Source organism: Prochlorococcus marinus XMU1408, assembly GCF_003208055.1.
Classification (GTDB): domain Bacteria; phylum Cyanobacteriota; class Cyanobacteriia; order PCC-6307; family Cyanobiaceae; genus Prochlorococcus_B; species Prochlorococcus_B marinus_A.
Window position 1 is genome coordinate 19,875 of the sequence record NZ_QJUE01000004.1, and the last position, 20,835, is coordinate 40,709.

Consider the following 20,835-nt stretch of genomic DNA (forward strand, 5'->3'; position numbering starts at 1 on the left):
GATGAGATATTAAAGCAAACTGTTCACGGACTACCAAGAATATTCCGTGTCTTAGCAAACCATGACATCTTTCGATGCTCCAGAGACGATCAAACACTTCCAATCAATTTGTGATGCTTGTCAAGAACTGACAAGTCGATACCACAGTCCATCTGAACTAAGGATCTATGCAGATGGGTATCTTCATTCTCTTAGGAATTGCAAGACATTAGGTTCACGAGATCAAGAGAAATTAGAAGCATTAATTGATAGATGGATCATGGATCCATCTAGCTTTATTGGTCCAGATGGGGATATTAACAATCTCTTTTTTCAAAGAGAAAACTAAATAAGACTATAAAAGTAACAGGTTATGAAGCTAGTGAGATTTCTAGTTTTTCTTTCAATTCCCCAGAGTTGTACATGCTGATCAATATGTCTGATCCTCCAATAAACTCTCCTTTTACATAAACTTGGGGTATTGTCGGCCAATTTGAATATTCTTTTATACCTTCTCGAATTTCCATATCTGAAAGCACATCAAAAGTATCAAAGCTCATACCGAGAGAATTCAGAATTTGAACAACGTTATTAGAGAAGCCGCATTGAGGCATCAACTTATTGCCCTTCATAAAAACAAATATTGATTTTGAATTAATTAATTGTTCAATTCTCGAACGAGTGTTGGGATCCATAACGAAAAATTTAATGAGGAGTTGAGGTTTTCAATGCCAAAGCATGAATTGTTTCGGTTTTTAATTCATTTTTTAACGCACCATAAACAAGTTGATGTTGCTGTACAAGAGATAAACCAGAGAATTTTGAAGATACAACATTCACCTCAAGATGATCCCCACCGCCCAAATCCTTCACATCGATTTGAGCATCTGGAAGTGATTGCTTAATTAGAACTGTAACTTCTTTGGCTGTAATCATTTTCAAGTAAGTAATTAGGAATGTATTAGAGATAAATAAATTTCAAAGTGACTACTAAAAAAGAATTCACACGATTATATTAGCTCCGACCAACAGCTAGCAAAGCTAATCTCTCAGCAGAACTCATACTTCTAGAAAGATCAATATTAAAATCACTCGTAGATTGATTAAAATCTTTTGAAATTATTATTGGTTTAGAGAAACAAATCGAAGCAGAACCCAAAAATCTTGGCATAACCTCACTGTAGGCTAAACCGACTGGAACTATTTTTATATCGAACCCTTTATGGGAAGCCAATTGAGCTAAGCGGATCAATCCTTTCTTAAGTCTTACTGGTTCGCTAAATCGATTTATCCTACCTTCTGGAAATACAACCAATTGTTGACGCGATACCAATAAATCAACCGCATATCTAAGAGTTGGCAAAGAAGGTCTTCCTTGATCAATGGGAAAACAACCCAACCTGTTTAAAAACCATCCCTGTAAACCTTTCATCTCTGATCTAGTGACCATATATCGACAGTCTCTATGAGTAACTCTTCTACCAGCAGCCATAGTGAGCATCAAAGCATCCCATCTAGATCGATGAGTAGGAGCGAGTACAACAGAGCCACTCAAAGGTAAATTTTCTGCACCAATAACTATTCTTCTTTTGAAAAAATTATTCAAAGCAATATCTTGCGTTGCTACCATAGCTAATCGACTCCAGAAAGGATCAACCCCAAGGCATATTTTTTTTTCTCTCTGAAGAAGGGGCAAGGAACCCTCATTAAATATCTTTACTAATGAAGTTAACGCCGAAGGCTTAATTATTAGCGGTGGTACTGGGCAGTTACTCCAGCGGCTAAAACTTATTTTGCTGTTGATGAATACAATCTAAGTATATTTTTAATTCACATGGCAAGTCTTGGCGTAAACATTGATCACATAGCAAATGTACGAGAAGCTCGTAAGACATTTGAACCTGATCCAGTAACAATGGCTCTATTGGCGGAGTTAGGGGGAGCTGACGGAATCACAGTCCACCTTAGGGAAGACAGAAGGCATATTCAGGATAGAGATCTAAATCTTTTAAAAGAAACTGTACATACTCGTCTAAATCTAGAAATGGCTGCTACTGAAGAAATGACTTCAATAGCCATCAATACAAAGCCTGACATGGTTACATTAGTTCCAGAAAAAAGAGAAGAAGTTACTACAGAAGGAGGACTTAATGTCATCCAAAACAAAGCAAAGCTAAAAGAAATAATCCATCGCCTATCAGATGAAAATATTCCAGTCAGTATTTTTGTTGATCCAGTTCAAGAACAATTGGAAAATTGCGCAGAAATAAAAGCAGGTTGGATTGAACTTCACACGGGTAAATATGCAATCACAAAAAATAATGCAAGAATTTTGGAATTATCCATTCTTAAAGAAAGCACAGCCAAAGCAAAGTCCTATGGTTTAAGAGTAAACGCAGGGCATGGACTGACATATCAAAACGTTGAACAGATTGCAGCTATTGAAGGGATTGAAGAATTAAATATTGGCCATACAATTATTTCTAGAGCCTTAGCAGTTGGTCTATCTCAGGCGGTAAAAGAAATGAAAAGTCTAATTATCAATCCTAGGAAAGACATTCACTTCATATGAAAAACGTTCCAATCGCATTTTGACTCTTGCTAACAATTTATCGAAGCAATAAAGCTGAATGGTTAGCGGAAATACTAGGACACGAACTCCGATTAAATCCTCCTGAAATAACAGAAGAAGTTAACATTATTGTGAGTACATGGCCATCAAGCAGATGGCTAAGTGAACAAATTTCACTCATTAACAATATCAATGCATTAGTTAACTACCCTTTCCCTGGAACATATTTAAAAAGGTTAGTTAAGAGAGTTATTGGTATTGATCCTAATGAAAAAGATCCATGGGAAAAGAATCATCTTGTTTGGGATATTTTAGAGTTTTTACCAGAATTAATAAAAAGAGAAGAAGCACAGGTAATTAGATCTTGGCTGGCAAAAAGCGAAAAAGAAAATGAGCAAATTAATATGAATTCATGGGATCTAGCGAACAATATTGCAGAAATCTTTGATGATTACATACTCTATAGACCTGAGATTATCAAGCAATGGTTAAGCAAGAATAAAAAGAACGTCTCTAGAGACATTAGAGTTAACAAAAATATCCTTTGGCAAGAAACACTATTCAAGTTATTACATGAAAAGATTAATAAAGACCCGTTCTGTATTCAAGCCGAAAAAGCTATTAACTCATTAAAGAAAGGTAAAATTTATAAAAAAGATTATCCCAAAAATCTATATATTTATGGTCTTAGCAGCCTGGCACCATTGCAAATAGATTTAATTCAGGCATTCTCAAAAGTAATAAATATAAAAATTTATCTGATTTCCCCTTGTAATGATCTATGGCAAAGGTGCGAAACAAGAAGACTGCGATTTAGAAACACATGGAATACACCTCCTGACAGGCAATGGTTACTAGAATCTCCGAGACTTGAGGCCTTCCTCGGTCGGATGGGTGCTGAATTTCAACAGTTGCTAGAGGGGAGTGGAGAATATCAATTGGGAGAAAGAAATGAAGAAGATATTTTTTCTCTTACAGCAGATATCACCTCTAATAAAGGCAACAAACCAAACATATTAGAACAATTACAACAAGAATTATTATTTACAAAAAGTGAAAATGTTTTAACTAAAGAGAAATCTGACAAATCACTACTTTTCCTTAAATCTCCGGGGAAGTATCGCCAAGTCGAATTAATACGAGACCATATATTGCAGCTCTTTGCTAATAACAAGAAGCTACAACCTAGAGATGTTTTAATAATGACACCTCAAATTGATAGCTATAAAGCAATATTTGCCTCAGTATTTAACAATATAGATCACAACACTACTCAACTACCCTGGGTAATCACAGATAGAAGTCAAGAGGATAAAGTAGGTTTAATACATTTTGTGCTAAATCTTTTAGAGATTTCGGCTTCACGTCTAACTGCATCAGTTTTCGAAAACCTATTAACAAATCCAGCATTACAAAAACAACAGAATATAAGTATTGAAGAGGTGAGTGATATAAGCAAAAGCCTTCAATCCGCCGGCTTTACTTGGGGACTTGATTCATCAGAAAGATTTGGAGAAGAAACTCATAGCCTATGTTGGTGTTTAGAAAGATTCCTACTTGGTCTGGTTTTACCAGACGATCCAATTAATGGTATTAGAAGTATCTCCCCATATTCCGAGAATATTTCAAATATAGAATTTATAAAAGCCTGGGGCATACTCTCAAAACTTTGCAATTACATCGATGATCTCCGCAGTAAACGCTCATGCAAAGAATGGATAAAACTTATAACATTACTCGTAAAGGATTTATTTGGGGATGGTGGGGAATGGGCATGGGAAGAACAACAACTACTAACTATTGTTAATAATTGGGGTCTCATAACAGATAAATGTGAACTAGAGATTGATTGTTTAGTAGTCAAAGACATTATTACCAAAGCATTAAGTTGTACAAATGCTAAATTTGGTCATAGAACAGGAAAAATTACGATCAGTGCCTTAGAACCGATGAGAGCCATCCCTCATCAAATCATCATCTTAATGGGACTAGAAAGTGGAACATTTCCAAGAATAGATAATAGAAAAAGTTTTAATCTTCTAGAAAGGAAAAGAGAACTTGGAGACCCTAATCAATATGACAAAGACCGCTATTCATTGTTAGAAGCTTTAATCTCAACTCGTCAAAATCTATTACTCGCTTGGAATTCCAAAGATGAAAAGACAGGAGAAGATATTGAACCTCCAAGTCCTATTCAACAATGGCTGAATTACTTAAAAATCAAATTAGGAGCCAACATGTTTAAAGATATTCTCATTGAGCCACCAGCAAATCCTCTTGATCAATTCAACTTTATAAAAACCAAAGATTCACAAATCATGAGTTGTGATAATAAGAATCTAGAGGCTAGAGAATGGCTTGAAAAAGCAATACCGACAAAAAAGGTCGCACTTGCATTACCAATAAATTGGGAAGAAGCAAAAGGAATAAAATTAAAATCTATTTCCTTCGAACAAACAAAAGAATGGTTACTCAATCCACAAACAACATGGTTAAGAGAGAATGATATTCAATCAAAAGAATTTGTAAATCTTATTCAAGACAATGATTTACTCGAACTTTCAGAGTTAGAAAGATATCAACTTCTTAAATATCGACTAGAAAATAGTGATATCAGCAAAGTCAACGATATTAAAAATAATAAAAATTACTGGAAAGAGACTTTTTCTGGCAAAGGTGTTTTCCCTCCAAAAGGCTCTGGAATAATAGAGGAAGAGCTTCTTGAGGAGAGATGGAATAATTTATTATCAGCAGTCTATGCTACCGGTGAAATCACGAAAAGGAGTATAGAGTTGCAAGAGCTAGAGACTGATTTTTATTTTAGTGGCAAGAATTTAATACAGATTGAAATTGGAAGTTTAAAATATAAAAATCTTATGAATGGATGGCTAAATCATTTATATCTATCTGCAAATAGTTCATTTAACTCTAAAACACTTATAATATCTAAAAAAATAGACCATAGAAAAAATATAAATTTTGGAGTAAGCAAGAAAATATTGCCAATTAATACCCAGGAAGCAACTAAAATCCTAAAAGAAATCAGTGTATTAGCAGCCGCAGGAAGAAAAAATTGTTGGCCCATACCACCAGAGAGTGGACTGGCCTATGCTATTGCTAAAAACGAACAGAATAAGGATGAGGAAGATTTATTTAAAAAGAAATGGGAAGGTGATGTTTACATAGAAGGAGAGCGAGAAGCATTAAAAATGGAACTTTGCTTTGGTAAAGAGTGCAATGCCTCTACTTTTTTAGACGTTGAATCATTTCATGAGGTATTAATGAGTCTATACGAACCACTTCTAAAAAATACCAACTAATCTAGTTAATAAAATGAAGCCAAACAAAAGTAGTCTCTTTAAGGATATAAAAACTATCCTATCGAAGTGGGGATTTAGTAAGCAGGGGCTAATTAATAATTCAAAAGGAGAGTGGTATCTGTTTTCTCAAATGTTACTAATACTCCTACATTTAATACCTCCCTACCCAAAAATAGAGAATTTAGAGTTTTCAATAAATGCCTTTTTTATAATTATTGGTTTAGCAACATCAACTCAAGGGCTAATACTTGTTATTAAAGCATTCATAGATTTAGGTGCAAATCTTACACCGCTTCCTTATCCAATGAATGAATCGATTCTGATAAGAAATAATTCATACAAAAATGTTCGTCACCCTCTTTACAAGGGATTATTAATTCTTTCATTAGGAATATGTATTTTCTCATTGAGTTTAATACATCTATTTCTGCTCATATCACTAGCTTATATTTTAAAAATGAAAGCCATAAAAGAAGAAGAAAGATTAAAAATTAAATTTCCTGAATATAAAAACTATATCAAAGAAGTACCAGCTATTATAAAAATAATAAAGTATTTAGATTGGAGATCATAAAATGTTAATTATAAATAATTTAAATTATATGAATAAAGTGATAATAGAGAAAACAAGACTGCATCTTTTTTATATTATTAGAACTATCAAATTATTATGAATAATGTAAACTTATTTCAAGCAAATAAATATCCTTTAACAAATGGTATGCGCCTAATTGAAGCGAGTGCTGGAACTGGAAAAACATTCTCTCTATCTCATCTTTTCTTAAGGTTGTTAACAGAAAAAGAATATTCGATAAACGAAATACTAGTTGTTAGCTTTACAGAAGCAACAGCCTCAGAAATAAAAGCAAAAATCATAGAAAGATTAATATTAGCATTAAAAATAATTGAATCAAAATATACCAACGTAAAGCAATATAAAGTTGACAAAGTATTAAATGAATGGGTTGAATTAAATATAACATCTAAAGATAGAGCTTTACATTTTGCTTCCCTACTTTTAGAAGCATTAGAGAGAATTGATAATGCAGATATCACAACAATTCATGGATTTTGCAGTAAAACTCTTCGTAGAGAAGCGATTGAAAATGGTAATAATGTAAACCCAACCATCGAAAAAGATTCAAATTCATTAATAAATGAAATTGTTGAAGAATATTGGAAAAAGGAAATATTAGAAATAGATATTTCAGAATTAAAAGGAATATTTAAAACAAATTTCAATCGTAAGAATTTAATTCAAGTCCTTAACGCTTTGGATAATGATGTAAATAATATTTTCAAGCACACATTTAATGAACTAAAAATAGATGAGAGTCTCTCAAATCAATTAAATAATTATATTCAATCATTATGGATAGATTTTAGAACTATTTGGAAAGAGAAGGGGAAGGAACTGGAAAATAGCTTTATAGATATTGCAAAGAATCTAAAATCTCAAGGTATTGCAGATACAAAGCCATACTCATCTAAGCCCAGAAAAAATCGTCATGAGCTTTTAAGTAATTGGATTGAGGAGTATAAAGAGAAAAAGCGGCCATCATATGAAGATATTCAAAAACAAGATCTTATAAATAAATATTTTCATCCTAAAAATCTTTACCAATTAGATGCGAAGTATAAAATTGATCTTTGCTCAAAAGACATTAAGCCAATACTTGATATTATAGGAGATTTATATGATAGTCCAGGTGAATTTGTTTGGGAACATGCTTTGTTATGGACAAAGAGAGAGCTTAAAGAAAGAAAATCTAAAAAGGGTATGATAAATTATTCTGATTTACTTAAATCACTAGATCCTAAAAATTTAAATAGTAACAAGATTAAAAATGAAGATAATTCTAATGATGTCTATAAAAACTTAAAACTTAGATATAAAGTAGCATTAATTGATGAGTTCCAAGATACAGACCAAGTCCAATTAAGATTACTAAATGAAGCCTTTGGTAACCGATCAACACATCTATTACTAATGATTGGAGATCCAAAACAAGCAATCTATAGTTTCAGAGGTGGAAGCTTAAATACATATATGAAAGCCAGAGAAACTTGTGATCGAATTGATTTGATGAATGCTAATTATAGAAGTACAAAATCTCTAATTTTAATACTTAATAAATTATTTCTAGATGGATTAATAAGATCAAATCTATCAACTCAAGAACTTAATCCGTGTTCACAAGAAGATCTACTCAAACTGAAAGGAATAAAAGAACCATTTAAGATAATAAATCTAATAGATAATAATCAAAAAGATAAAAAACAAAGCGTAAAATTAGAATCGAAAAGCAAAATAGAGAATAAAATTCCAAAAATTCTTGGATCTTATTTGTTAGAACTATTAAGCAATAATTCCAAAGATATAAACCCCTCAGATATTTGCATACTAGTCAATAGACATGATCAAGCTAAAAATATCCATACCTATTTATCAAAAATAAATATTCCTTCACAACTTTCAAGCAATGAAAATATATTTACTAGAGAAGGTGCCCAAATCCTACAGATATTCATAAACTGCATCGTCAGTCCATATAACCAACAAAAACTATCTTTACTAGCATGTTCTGAGCTAATGCAATGGAAAAAGGAAAAACTTAGTGAATCAAAAACTAATGGTGATTTTGATTCATTATCTTCGAAGTTCAATGAACTTGCTAAATTATTTCCAAAGGTCGGATTATTAGGTTGTTTATCAAACTTTCTAGAAGGAAAATCAATAGCTGACCTTTCTAATAGAGGAACTTTATTAGGTGATCTATATCAAAGCTCTCAGTTAGTAGACGAACAGATCCATCGACAGAAATTTAGTGCCATGAGAGCATCACAATGGCTTAGCAGCCAACGGTTCCAGACCACTGAACCAATACCTGAAGAATACCAACCAAACAGTGCCATTAGTAATAGCGCTGTTAATATAATAACAATCCACAAGAGTAAAGGACTTCAATTTAAAATAGTAATTTGTCCATACTTGTGGCAAAAGCCACCAGATAAAAAAAGTCATTTATGGAAACACAATCAAAATCTATTCATATCTAAAAAGTATAAATGGCATAAAAAATATAATTCTTATCAAGATTTAATTAAAAAAGAATCATTAAATGAAGCAGAGCGATTAGCTTATGTTGCGCTTACAAGAGCTAAAAAACAACTAATCATCCTGTGGGCAAAGGCTGCTGGTCAAGAAGGAAACCCTCTTTCAGGATTTTTATTTGGATCTAAATCAATAAATCTAAATATAGAAGACTGTACAAAAGAAATGATGGAACATTCATTCAAGGAAAGGGAACTAAAAGTCGATATTCAAGATATAAAGTTAATTGAAGCCAACAGAACCTGGACTCAACCTAAAAATGAAGTTAAATTATCACTTGGAGCATCTCCTAAGCATCAGTTTGAGAATAGTTGGGGAAGATATAGTTTTTCGAGATGGATAACACAACAAAACAACGAATCAATTGTAAAAAACTTTTCAGATGAGTTAAATGAAGATCTTGCATTTAAAGATCAAATTGAATTCTTATCTTCAAAAAAAATTGATCAAATATTAATAGGAAAAGATCAAAGTTTTGACACATTAGAAGATCATACTTGGTCTAAAGAAAGTCCTATTGGAGATTTCCCTCGAGGTCCCATAGCAGGTACTTGTCTTCATAAAATACTCGAAAGAGTAGATTTCAATGATATTGAAAATCAACTAAAAATTTCATCTATAATAAAGGAAGAATTAAATATAGTTAATATAAATAATTCATTTATTGAACCAATTAATATTTTATTAAAGAGAATTGCCAATATCCCTTTAGGTGGTCCTTTAGGTAAATTTAAAATGAAAAATTTAAATCCTAAAAGCTCAATCAAAGAATTAAAATTTGATATTCCAATTTGTCATAAAACAAATCCAATCCATACTCTCGATTTATTATCAATATTTAAAGAAGATGCCCAAAAAAAATATGGCTCAGATTATATAAATAAACTAATGAATCTGAATATCTATAGCAACGGTTTCTTAACCGGATCCATAGACCAAGTTTTTGCAGACAATCCAAATCATGAAATTGCTAAATGGTGGGTTTTAGATTGGAAAAGTAACTGGATAGGAAGTCCGCTAACAAAAGAGGGTGATTTATCTTGTGGCCCCATAAATTATTCAATCTCAAGAATGGATGAAGAAATGTACCATCATCACTATCCACTACAAGCCCATATATATTTACTTGCATTACATAGATTTTTAAATTGGAGACTCCCCAATTATTCACCACAAAAACATCTTGGAGGATACATTTACGTATTTTTGAGAGGAATTCCAGATAATCGAGATTTAGAAAAAATGAATTATCCTCAAAGGACTCCAGGCTTAATCATCGAACCTGCTCCTCTTAAAAGAATTAAAAAATTAGATTTATTAATAAAAAAACAAAATAAATGAAGGAACCATTTAAAAAAAAATTTTCAACTGATTTAAATACATCATTATTAGCTACTCTTGCTCGCTATTTCCCACCTATAGAGTTTAATGAAGCTTTAATTGATGTAGTAAATGTATTAATGGATGGTTTATCAAGAGGTGATATATATATAGACATGAGGGAAATCCCTAAAAATCTTGAACTTAAATATAAAGGTTGGCCCAGCTTTCATATGAAAGCTTTATTAGAAAGTGGCTGGACTAAAGGAGATCACTCCCCAATAGTTCTAAATGGAGATTTAATCAGTTGGCGTCGAAAACACAATGAAATAGTTGAGACCATTCAAAAAATACTCGTAAGAAATAAACCTATTAAATACCTACCTAAAGAATTACCTATTCGAATTAATGCTAAGAGTCTAGAGCATCTAAATATTCAACAACTAGAAGCTGTTAACCTTGTTGAAAGTCAACAAATCATCTTATTAAGTGGTGGCCCAGGCACAGGCAAGACTAGTACCATCCTTCAAATGCTTGTAAAAGCATTAACTAGAAATATAACTCTTCAGATTGCAATGGCTGCTCCAACAGGGAAAGCATCCAAAAAGCTAAAGGATACTATTCAAGCTGGTATTGAAGATTTTGAAGACCCTATAAAAGATAAGCTTTCTAATATATCTTCTAAAACATTGCATAAATGGTTAGAAGCAGGACCAAATGGATTTAGAAGAAACTCTCAACGTCTCTTAAAATTAGATCTAATAGTTGTAGATGAGATGTCAATGGTTGACTTGTCAACCATTAATGGATTGCTAGATTCATTACCAAAATCATGTCAAATAATCTTAGTAGGTGATCCTGATCAATTATTACCAATAGGAAGTGGTGGTATATGGCAAATTTTGCAACGCAAAGATACTAAAACCAACCTTCAATCAAACTCAGTCAAACTTACAAAATCATACCGAAACAAAGGAGATATTGCTTTATTAAGAAATACATTAAAAGATGAAGGAGTAGATGCCTTTTGGCGCCTACTTTCAATGAAAAAAGATTCATCAAATACAAGTCAACACCTTTCATCCCTAAAAAACATTCCGGATCCCGTGATAAGTACTCTTTTGAACTATAGAAAGAAGCTTAAAGAGTTAACCGAAAATTGTATTCATTATATTCCTACTGAGGCATGGGAATCAAGCATGATTGAGGTAGAGCCATCAATCGAGATGTTAAAACTCTATAATTTCATAGATAATCTGCTTATACTTTGTCCTCAAAGAAATGGTCCTTGGGGTGTAAAAAAAATCCACGAGTTCCTTTTAGGAAAGAGATTTGAAGAGGAAGTACAAAAATGGGGACAGGGAACACCAATCATGGCAAGAAGTAATCAACCTGAAATAGGTTTAGCGAATGGAGACGTTGGTATAATCATTGGCGACGGCGAGAAAAGACGTTTTTTATTTAATGTTTTTTCTGAGGAGCAAAGACTAGTAACTCGATTAATTAACCCATCAAGATTAAAAATGTTTGATGCTGCATATGCTATGACAATTCATAAATCACAGGGAAGTGAAGCTGATCAAGTGATTTTAGTTTGGCCAAGAACCTCAAAAAATTCAGAAGAGACTAATCTCATGAATTTTTATTCTGATGATTACGAAAAAAGAATGCTGTACACAGCAATAACTCGTGCAAAAAAACAATTACTGGTAATTACCAATAAAGAAGAAGACTTTTAAAGATGTGATCAACTTATTCCTAAAAGGATTTTTAAGATGATAAAATGCATAAATAATCCCTTTAACAAGGCGAGTCAGCAAAGCACGGTTATACACCGATCGGAAGTTGTCTGCCTAATTTGAAGGACAAAAAGGCAACCATTATTAGATGACAAATAAAAATTTACATGAGGATTCCTCATGTCCAGTAGATCAAGATGGTATTAAAGAATCTACTGAGGAGATATGGGATGAAGGAGTTAAAAATTCAGAAAATGGATTTTCTGAATTTAACTTTAGCGAAGAACTAATTCAAACAATCTCTGATCAAGGCTACTCATCACCTACTCCGATTCAAAAAGCTGCAATTCCTGAATTACTTCTTGGTAGAGATTTAGTTGGACAAGCTCAAACCGGTACAGGGAAAACAGCAGCATTTGCTTTGCCAATCCTAGAAAGGCTGAAAAAAAATGTTGGACATCCACAAGTTTTAGTTCTAGCTCCAACTCGCGAGTTAGCCATGCAAGTGGCTGAATCATTTCGCACATATTCCGCAGGTCATCCGCATTTCAAAGTACTTGCAATATATGGAGGCTCTGATTTCCGAAATCAAATCAATACTCTTAGGAGGGGAGTTGATGTAGTCGTAGGGACTCCTGGGCGAGTCATGGATCACATGCGTCAAAAGACTCTCAATACTAGTCATCTAAGTTGTTTAGTTCTAGATGAAGCTGATGAAATGTTAAGAATGGGATTCATTGATGATGTTGAATGGATTTTAGAACAATTACCAGAGGAGAGACAACTGGTTTTATTCTCAGCGACAATGCCATCTGAGATAAGAAGATTATCAAAAAAATATTTAAATAGTCCTGCGGAAATAACAATAAAAGCAACTGAATTAAAGGAAAGACTTATTAGGCAAAGATATATAACCGTTCAAAATGTTTATAAAGTCAATGCACTTCAAAGAGTACTTGAAGCGGTATCAGAAGAAGGGGTAATAATATTTGCAAGAACAAAAGCTATTACAATTATAGTAGCTGAAAAATTAGAATCATATGGATATAATGTAGCAGTTTTAAATGGAGATATTCCTCAAAATCAAAGGGAACGAACAGTTGAAAGATTAAGAAATGGTTCTATAAATATTTTAGTAGCTACAGATGTTGCAGCAAGAGGTCTTGATGTGGATCGCATTGGATTAGTAATAAATTATGATATGCCATTTGATCGCGAAGCGTATGTTCATAGAATTGGGAGAACTGGTCGCGCAGGAAGGAATGGTGAAGCAATTCTTTTTGTTAATCCAAGAGAAAGATCATTTTTAAGTAATCTTGAAAGAGCTGTAGGTCAACCAATTGAGAGAATGGATATTCCAGACAATGAACTTATCAACAGCAACCGAATTAAAAAGCTACAAGCAAAACTAATAAAAGCCGCCTCAACTGAAAGAGATAATCCAGAAGAGGCTAATATTTTAGAAGAATTAATAAAAAATGTTGAAAAAGAATTAGACATAGATCCAAAAGACTTAACACTTGCCGCATTAAATTTAGCAGTTGGCTTTAATGCACTTCTTGAGCATGGGAATGAGGATTGGATCAGACAATCAGCTCAAAGGAATACAAGAAATGATCGACGAGATAATAAATTCAAACAACGCAGAAGAGGTGATTTTGATAACAACAGACTTGAAGATGAGATGGATAGATTCAGGGTTGAAGTTGGGCACCGAGATAGAGTTAAGCCTGGAAATCTAGTTGGAGCGATAGCCAACGAAGCAGGACTAAAAGGGAGATCTATAGGCAGAATCAGAATATTTGAAAATTACAGTCTAGTAGATTTGCCCAAACAAATGCCTGATAAAGTTTTTCAGGCTCTAAAGAAAGTAAAAGTAATGAATAGAGAATTACAGATAAATAGAGCTGACTAAATAAAATTAAAATGTTCTATAGATTATTTCTAACCAGCATGATGACGTTACTTATTTTAGAAGTAAGTAACCCACTAGAGTATAAAGCAGAACATAAAAATAATCTAATTAATAAGTTCTGCATTGCATCATTAAAATCAAAGTTTAAATTTGAAAATAAAGAAAAATTAGAAGAAATTAGTCATTTCACTTGTAAATGTTTCTTTGAAAAATATAGCTCCGGATCTTCGATAAAAAACTCACGTATTTTCTGCAGAGATAAAACCACAGAGGAATTTAATCTCTAATTAAAAGGAACCTTCATACAATGATTAATTCAAAATCAAATAAACCACTAATAAGACTTTTGGGTAATCTTAAAAGTCAAAAGCATCTAATTTATTCAGCTATTACTTGTTCTATATTAAATAAATTTTTTGATCTAGCACCACCGGTATTAATTGGTATATCTGTTGATGTAGTAGTAAGAAAAGAAAGTTCATGGCTTGGTTCAATTGGCTTTAATACTGTTCCAGATCAGTTAATTGCACTTGCAGTAATTTCATTTTTGATTTGGACAGCTGAATCATTCTTCGAATATTTGTATGGCTTAATGTGGAGAAATTTAGCTCAAAAGACACAGCACTATTTAAGAATCAAAGCATATGACCATTTGCAAAAATTAGAGATGACATTTTTTGAATCCGATAATACAGGAAGGCTTATGACTGTACTGAATGACGATATCAATCAACTAGAAAGATTCTTGGATGAAGGAGCTAATAAGATTATTCAATTAATAATTACTGTTTTTATTGTTGGTGGGACAATGATTTTATTAGCTCCCGGCATTGCATTACTAGCATTCATCCCTATTCCATTTATTCTTTGGGGATCTATTAATTTTCAGAAAAGCTTAGCACCACGTTATCGTGAAGTCAGAGATAGAGCTGGAGATCTTGCCTCAAGACTTAATAATAACCTAAGTGGAATGCTTACTATAAAAAGTTTCGCTACTGAGGATTGGGAACTTAAAAGATTAAGATTAGATAGTAATTCATATCAAGAAAGTAATAGAAAGGCAATTAAGTTATCAGCAGCATTTATCCCATTAATTAGATTCGCAATCCTATTCGCATTCCTTGCAATATTAATTGCTGGAGGCTTCCAAACTTGGAAAGGATTAATGCCAGTAGGAACCTACAGTTTTTTAGTATTTATTACTCAAAGATTATTATGGCCCTTAACGACATTAGGGCATATTTTGGATGATTATCAAAGATCAATGGCCTCAACAAATAGGGTTTTAGATTTAATAGATACTCCAATTAAAATTAAAACTGGGAAAGTTAAATTAGATCCTAATAATGTTCGAGGTGAAATCAAATTTAAAAATATAGATTTTACATATCAAGGGCGATCTCAAGTTATCAAAAACTTTAATTTAGATATTAGTCCTGGCAAAAAAATAGGCATTGTAGGAGCTACCGGTTCTGGCAAAAGTACACTTATAAAACTATTATTGAGGCTATATAAAATTAGCAAAGGTTCTATAGAAATTGATGGAAACTCAATTGAATCATTGGATTTAAAAAGTCTACGACGTTGTATTGCACTAGTAAGCCAGGAAACATATTTGTTCCAAGGTACAATTGAAGAAAATATTTCTTATGGGTCACAAAATATTGATAAACCAAAAATTAAAAATGCTGCAGACATTGCGGAAGCATCAGAATTTATTAACCAACTGCCACAAGGTCTAAAAACCATAGTTGGAGAAAGAGGACAAAAGTTATCTGGTGGACAAAGACAAAGAATTGCTATTGCTAGGGCAATTTTAAAAAATGCTCCAATATTAATATTAGATGAGGCCACAGCATCTGTAGACAATGAAACTGAGGCCGCGATTCAAAGATCTCTAAATAAAATAACAAAAAGTTGTACTACAATTGTTATTGCACATCGTTTAAGCACTGTAATAGATGCTGACGAAATTATAGTTTTAGATAAAGGTAAAATCATAGAGAAAGGAACACATGTTTCTCTTCTGAAAAACAAAGATTTCTATTACTACCTTTGGAAAATTCAAGCTGGTGAAAATAATAGTTAAATTAGATAAAAAAAGTAAAAGAGCTAACTACTCTTTTAAAAGTGTCTTGCATTTTTGACCAACGTTGTTCACTGGAGCTTGCAGCAAGAGTATATAAATAACCTCTATCTACGACGACAGTAGCAATTTCGTGCCTACTATTTTCTTCTAAAACAACTGAATATTCAAGATCATAAAATTTGCGTTCATCAACTTTTCTCTCTGATGCATCAATAAGTTGAATAGGATTATTGCTATTTTTTTCACCAAAGAGTCTTTCCCCAACAGCATCCGCCCCACCCAAATCATCTAAATCAACTTCATTCTCTAACTTAGAAATAACAAGACTGAGAGTTTCATCAGAGTTGATCAAATCATGATAAACAACCTCTGGGCCATTATCGACAGCAACTCTAGTCCACCCTGTTGGGAAAAGGAAACCATATCTTCCATCTTGACTTTTGAATGGTTCCAGCCCTGCGGCTCCTCCCGTAGAACATGCTGCGAGTGTCAAGACTAGAGCTATGGCCAATAGGGATTTAAAAGATGTTCGTAGAAATTTGATCATTTTGAGAGACTCAAGCATCACTATTTTGATACATTTCTAATTTAACTGACGGTAATCTTTTTTAAATTAGTGCAACCCAGATAAAACTCTGACTAAATTCAAGTTAATTGCTTCTGAACTCTGAGCGGCTTCACAAAACCATTATCAAAATTGATTGATCAATTTGAGCAATTGCCTGGGATAGGCCCAAGAACTGCTCAAAGATTAGCTTTGCATCTATTGCGTCAGCCAGAGGAGAAAATAAGACTGTTTTCTGAAGCTCTAGTCAATGCAAAGAGTCAAGTAGGTCAATGTAAGAAGTGTTTTCATTTAACTTCAGGAGAACAATGCGAAATTTGCCTAAATAAACAAAGAAATCAAAATCTCATTTGCGTTGTTGCCGAGTCAAAAGATTTACTTGCACTAGAGCGAACTCGAGAGTACAAAGGCCTTTATCATGTAATTGGTGGACTAATTTCTCCGATGGATGGCATTGGACCAGAAATGCTTGAAATATCAAGTCTCATAAGAAGGGTGGATAAAGAAAATGTAAAAGAAGTCATACTTGCCTTAACACCCAGTATTGAGGGGGATACTACTAGTCTTTATGTTGGAAGACTATTAAAACCTTTCACAAAAGTAACTCGTATTGCTTACGGACTTCCTGTTGGAAGCGAACTGGAATATGCGGACGAGGTAACACTTTCGCGTGCTTTAGAAGGACGCAGAGATCTAGATTAATCATCAAACAAAATGACCGCAACCACAAGAAAAAAATCAAAATATAGCAGCTTTCTCCCAGAAGAACGTTTACCTAATTGGATCAAGCCATCTATAGGTAATGCATCTCAACTAGAAAAAGTTCAAAAGCTAGTGAAGGAAAACAGATTACATACAATCTGTGAGGAAGGTAGATGTCCAAACCGAGGTGAATGTTATGCAGCTGGTACGGCTACTTTTTTATTAGGTGGCTCAATCTGTACAAGGAGTTGTGCATTTTGCCAGGTAGAGAAAGGAAAATCACCCGAGAAAGTAAATATTTTTGAAGCAAAAAAAGTTGCTCATGCCGTTCAGGTCTTGGGGCTCAAATATGTGGTATTAACCGCAGTTGCACGAGATGATTTAGCTGATCATGGTGCCAGTCTATTCACAACAACAATGGATGCAATAAGATCATTGAATCCTAATGTCGATATAGAGGTGCTAACACCAGATTTCTGGGGTGGCAATAACAACAACAATAACGAAAAACAAAAAGAGCGACTTAAGCTGGTTCTTTCGGCTGATCCTATTTGCTTCAACCATAATCTTGAAACTGTCAAGAGACTTCAAAAAGAAGTTAGAAGAGGAGCTACTTACGAACATTCACTAAACCTTCTAAAATCAGCCAGGGAAATTGCTCCAAAAATTCCCACAAAATCAGGAATAATGCTAGGACTCGGAGAACAATTTCATGAAATAATTCAAACACTTAAAGACCTTAGAGAAGTCGATTGTCAATATCTGACAATCGGTCAATATTTACGACCTTCACTTGCTCACATTCCAGTTTCTCATTATTGGTCACCTACAAAATTCAATGATTTTGCAGAAATAGCAAAGAGATTAGGTTTTAAGAAAGTAAATAGCGGTCCATTAGTAAGAAGCAGTTACCATGCAAATGACACCCTAAATTAATCTCCTTGAAAAGTTAATTACTCCGACCAACTCCGATAACTTCTTTCAAGGACTGTCTCACAATTACCTACCATAAATGCACCTGCACCTCCCCATACAAGTCTCAAAGGCAAGTCCAAAGGAGAAGATCCAACTGAACGCACAGTATTAAATCCACGCCTACGAAAGTATCGTTGCAAGATTTCGTGTTGATTATTCTCGTCGTAAATAGCTAATAATCTAGCACTTCTACATGGCGTTTCTTCTAAAGCCCAAGCCATAGTTGCAGCCCAAACCAAATCACCTACTTTAGAATTAGCTTTCTTACTAACCTTCATAGTATCAAGTTGAAGTCCCTTAGTAGTTTGATATGCCCATCCTTTCATTTCACCCCATAATTGGACTTTATCCTTACTAGTTATTTCGCCAACAACTAGTCTAAGAGACCAAATATTCAGAGGTCTTCTAACTTGTATTCGCAGCAACAAACCTCTATCAGATGCTTCTTTCTCTAATAGAGTTAAATTAACTTTAGTCATGAGGATGGCCATATAGAATTTTCAGGTAGACGTTTCATTATTTCATCAATTTGACGTTGTCTTTCCGCAAATCTAGCTCTGTCGCTATCTGTAAATTTATTTACACAAGCCTCACATTGTAAGCCTTTTATATACGTTGGCTTTTTCAAATCCTCAGGGGAAATAGGTAATCCACAAGCATGACACATCCTGTGAGAACCTGGTGATAGATCATGATCTAAAGAGACACGTTGATCAAAAACATAGCACTCACCATCCCATAAACTTTTCTCATGAGAGACATCTTCTAGATATTTCAGTATTCCACCCTCAAGATGATGTACATCAGAAAAACCTTCCTCTATTAAATAAGAGGTGGCCTTTTCGCATCTTATTCCACCTGTACAATACATACCTATTTTCAAGGAGGGATTCTCTTTTATTAAAGGTTTTAAATGCTTTTGAACCCATGCAGGAAATTCACGAAATGAGCTTGTATGAGGATTTAGAGCTCCTTTGAAATTTCCAATTTTTATTTCATACTCATTCCGAGTATCAATAACGACAGTATTTGGATCTTCTAGAAACTCATTCCATTCATCAGCTTTTATATATTTACCTACACATTTCTTAGGATTAATTTGTTTAAGCCCAATCGTAACTATTTCTTTTTTCTTACGCGCCTTGAAGCGTCTAAATGCCTGTTTTTCAGTCCAACTATATTTAACATTAATATCAGAAATCTTTAATAAATTCATTAATAATTCAATAAATTGAGTAATCGCATTTTCTGTTCCACAAACAGTACCATTAACTCCTTCAGAAGCTATTAAGATAGTTCCTTTTATTTCTTTGTTCTCTGATAATTCCGACAATTCTTCTTTAATCAAAAGAATATCTGTATCAACAATCGATATGAAATTGTAGAACGCAGCAACTTTGTATTTTAATTTTTTGAAATTATCATCTGTCTTCATTAATAATTGTTCTTGTATTCTTGAGCAAAGTTTGCTTTAACGCCCGCATCAGCTAAAAGCTTACGGTCCACTTCAACCTCGGGATTACTAGTTGTCAAAAGTGTATCTCCATAAAAAATCGAATCAGCTCCAGATTGTAGACATAGAATTTGAGCCTCCCTACCAAGTTGTTGTCTTCCTGCACTAAGTCTGATTCGACTCTTAGGCATAATTATCCTTGCTGTAGCAACCATCCGAACCATCTCTAATGGATCAATAGAAGATAGATCCTCCATAGGTGTTCCCTCAACAGCCACCAACGCATTAATAGGAACACTCTCAGGATGTGGATCTAAAGTCGCCAAGACTTTTAGTAAAGATGCTCTATCAGATACAGATTCTCCCATCCCTATAATTCCACCACAACACACTGTAATACCAGCCATTCGTACTCTTCTCAATGTTTCAAGTCGATCGTGATATGTTCTTGTTGAAATAATATTGGAATAATGTTCAGGACTGGTATCTAAATTATGGTTGTAAGCCGTTAACCCAGCTTCTGCCAATCGAGAAGCCTGAGAATCAGTTATCATTCCAGCGGTGACACATGCTTCAAGGCCAAGTTCTCTAACACCTCTAACCATTTCAAGCATTGAATCGAAAGAGTTTCCATCCTTTATTTCTCGCCAAGCCCAACCCATACAAAATCTGTCTGCTCCTGCATCTTTAGCGGCTCTTGCCCTCTCAAGGACTGACTTAACTTGAAGAGAAGGGATAGGTTCAACTTTAGTTTCATTATGTACAGATTGTGGGCAATATGCGCAGTCCTCTGAACACCCCCCTGTCTTTACGCTTAGAAGAGAAGCTAATTGAACCTTATAACCTGGATTGTAAGACCTGTGAATTATTTGTGCTCTCCACAATAAATCCATTAATGGTAATTCGAGTATCTCTTTAACTTCTTTTATGGACCAATCATGTCTAATATCACCTCCCTTTATTTTATTAAAATTAAAAAAAGAGTCCTTCTTTATACTGAATTTATTAGATTCTTTAATATTGTGATTAATAATTGTCATAAAAGAATTTTAATATAAAAAAATTTTATTGTTATTTAGTTTTAGCTGATA

The 20,835-nt window shown here is 33.6% G+C and carries 17 protein-coding genes; 10 read left to right on the plus strand and 7 right to left on the minus strand.

The window, feature by feature from the left end; genetic code table 11:
- The first annotated feature begins 61 nt into the window (after window positions 1-61).
- A complete protein-coding gene (locus DNJ73_RS05985; RefSeq protein WP_158466809.1) occupies window positions 62-328 on the plus strand; it encodes a DUF6761 family protein in 267 nt (88 codons plus the stop codon).
- 22 nt (window positions 329-350) lie between these two features.
- Here the strand turns inward: DNJ73_RS05985 and grxD are convergent, their stop codons facing one another.
- The 3 genes from grxD to DNJ73_RS06000 form a co-directional block, all read right to left on the minus strand.
- Window positions 351-674, minus strand: a complete 324-nt coding sequence (gene grxD, locus DNJ73_RS05990) for a Grx4 family monothiol glutaredoxin (RefSeq protein ID WP_158466810.1) — start codon at window positions 672-674, stop codon at window positions 351-353.
- Between the two features lie 10 nt (window positions 675-684).
- Window positions 685-915, minus strand: coding sequence for a BolA family protein (locus DNJ73_RS05995; protein ID WP_158466811.1), 231 nt, complete (start codon window positions 913-915; stop codon window positions 685-687).
- A gap of 79 nt (window positions 916-994) precedes the next feature.
- The gene (locus DNJ73_RS06000) at window positions 995-1,675 is read right to left on the minus strand and encodes a lysophospholipid acyltransferase family protein (protein WP_158466812.1); all 681 of its coding nucleotides are present in this window, start codon (window positions 1,673-1,675) and stop codon (window positions 995-997) included.
- Between the two features lie 138 nt (window positions 1,676-1,813).
- Between DNJ73_RS06000 and DNJ73_RS06005 the strand changes: the two genes are divergently transcribed.
- The 7 genes from DNJ73_RS06005 to DNJ73_RS06040 all read left to right on the plus strand — a co-directional run bounded on the left by DNJ73_RS06005 (window position 1,814) and on the right by DNJ73_RS06040 (window position 16,049).
- Entirely contained in the window at window positions 1,814-2,551 is a 738-nt protein-coding gene (locus tag DNJ73_RS06005; protein WP_158466813.1) for a pyridoxine 5'-phosphate synthase, read from the plus strand.
- Between the two features lie 26 nt (window positions 2,552-2,577).
- The gene (locus DNJ73_RS06010) at window positions 2,578-5,871 is read left to right on the plus strand and encodes an exodeoxyribonuclease V subunit gamma (RefSeq protein ID WP_158466814.1); all 3,294 of its coding nucleotides are present in this window, start codon (window positions 2,578-2,580) and stop codon (window positions 5,869-5,871) included.
- Between the two features lie 13 nt (window positions 5,872-5,884).
- On the plus strand, window positions 5,885-6,445 hold the full coding sequence (locus DNJ73_RS06015; protein ID WP_158466815.1) for a methyltransferase family protein: 561 nt from the start codon (window positions 5,885-5,887) through the stop codon (window positions 6,443-6,445).
- A gap of 96 nt (window positions 6,446-6,541) precedes the next feature.
- Window positions 6,542-10,327, plus strand: coding sequence for a UvrD-helicase domain-containing protein (locus DNJ73_RS06020; protein WP_158466816.1), 3,786 nt, complete (start codon window positions 6,542-6,544; stop codon window positions 10,325-10,327).
- Window positions 10,324-12,045, plus strand: a complete 1,722-nt coding sequence (locus tag DNJ73_RS06025; protein WP_158466817.1) for an AAA family ATPase — start codon at window positions 10,324-10,326, stop codon at window positions 12,043-12,045. The genes DNJ73_RS06020 and DNJ73_RS06025 overlap by 4 nt, the downstream gene beginning before the upstream one ends.
- A 148-nt stretch (window positions 12,046-12,193) precedes the next feature.
- Window positions 12,194-13,960 (plus strand): DEAD/DEAH box helicase, encoded by a 1,767-nt coding sequence (locus DNJ73_RS06030; RefSeq protein ID WP_158466818.1) that lies wholly within the window; start codon window positions 12,194-12,196, stop codon window positions 13,958-13,960.
- Between the two features lie 307 nt (window positions 13,961-14,267).
- The gene (locus DNJ73_RS06040; protein WP_158466820.1) at window positions 14,268-16,049 is read left to right on the plus strand and encodes an ABC transporter ATP-binding protein; all 1,782 of its coding nucleotides are present in this window, start codon (window positions 14,268-14,270) and stop codon (window positions 16,047-16,049) included.
- A gap of 1 nt (window position 16,050) precedes the next feature.
- Here DNJ73_RS06040 and psbP read toward each other — a convergent pair whose 3' ends face one another.
- On the minus strand, window positions 16,051-16,596 hold the full coding sequence (psbP, locus tag DNJ73_RS06045; RefSeq protein WP_158466821.1) for a photosystem II reaction center PsbP: 546 nt from the start codon (window positions 16,594-16,596) through the stop codon (window positions 16,051-16,053).
- 120 nt (window positions 16,597-16,716) lie between these two features.
- Between psbP and recR the strand changes: the two genes are divergently transcribed.
- Window positions 16,717-17,316, plus strand: coding sequence for a recombination mediator RecR (recR, locus tag DNJ73_RS06050; RefSeq protein WP_158466822.1), 600 nt, complete (start codon window positions 16,717-16,719; stop codon window positions 17,314-17,316).
- A gap of 12 nt (window positions 17,317-17,328) precedes the next feature.
- Complete coding sequence (gene lipA, locus DNJ73_RS06055; protein WP_158466823.1) at window positions 17,329-18,252, plus strand: lipoyl synthase; 924 nt, start codon at window positions 17,329-17,331, stop codon at window positions 18,250-18,252.
- A gap of 17 nt (window positions 18,253-18,269) precedes the next feature.
- Here the strand turns inward: lipA and DNJ73_RS06060 are convergent, their stop codons facing one another.
- The 3 genes from DNJ73_RS06060 to bioB are packed head-to-tail and all read right to left on the minus strand — an operon-like array spanning window position 18,270 to window position 20,784.
- A complete protein-coding gene (locus DNJ73_RS06060; protein ID WP_158466824.1) occupies window positions 18,270-18,770 on the minus strand; it encodes a hypothetical protein in 501 nt (166 codons plus the stop codon).
- Entirely contained in the window at window positions 18,767-19,726 is a 960-nt protein-coding gene (locus tag DNJ73_RS06065; RefSeq protein WP_158466825.1) for a rhodanese-related sulfurtransferase, read from the minus strand. The genes DNJ73_RS06060 and DNJ73_RS06065 overlap by 4 nt, the downstream gene beginning before the upstream one ends.
- Window positions 19,726-20,784 carry a biotin synthase BioB gene (gene bioB, locus DNJ73_RS06070; protein ID WP_158466826.1) on the minus strand — a complete coding sequence of 353 codons (1,059 nt, stop codon included), beginning with the start codon at window positions 20,782-20,784 and terminating at the stop codon, window positions 19,726-19,728. Before bioB ends, DNJ73_RS06065 begins: the two co-directional genes overlap by 1 nt.
- Window positions 20,785-20,835: the final 51 nt, after the last annotated feature.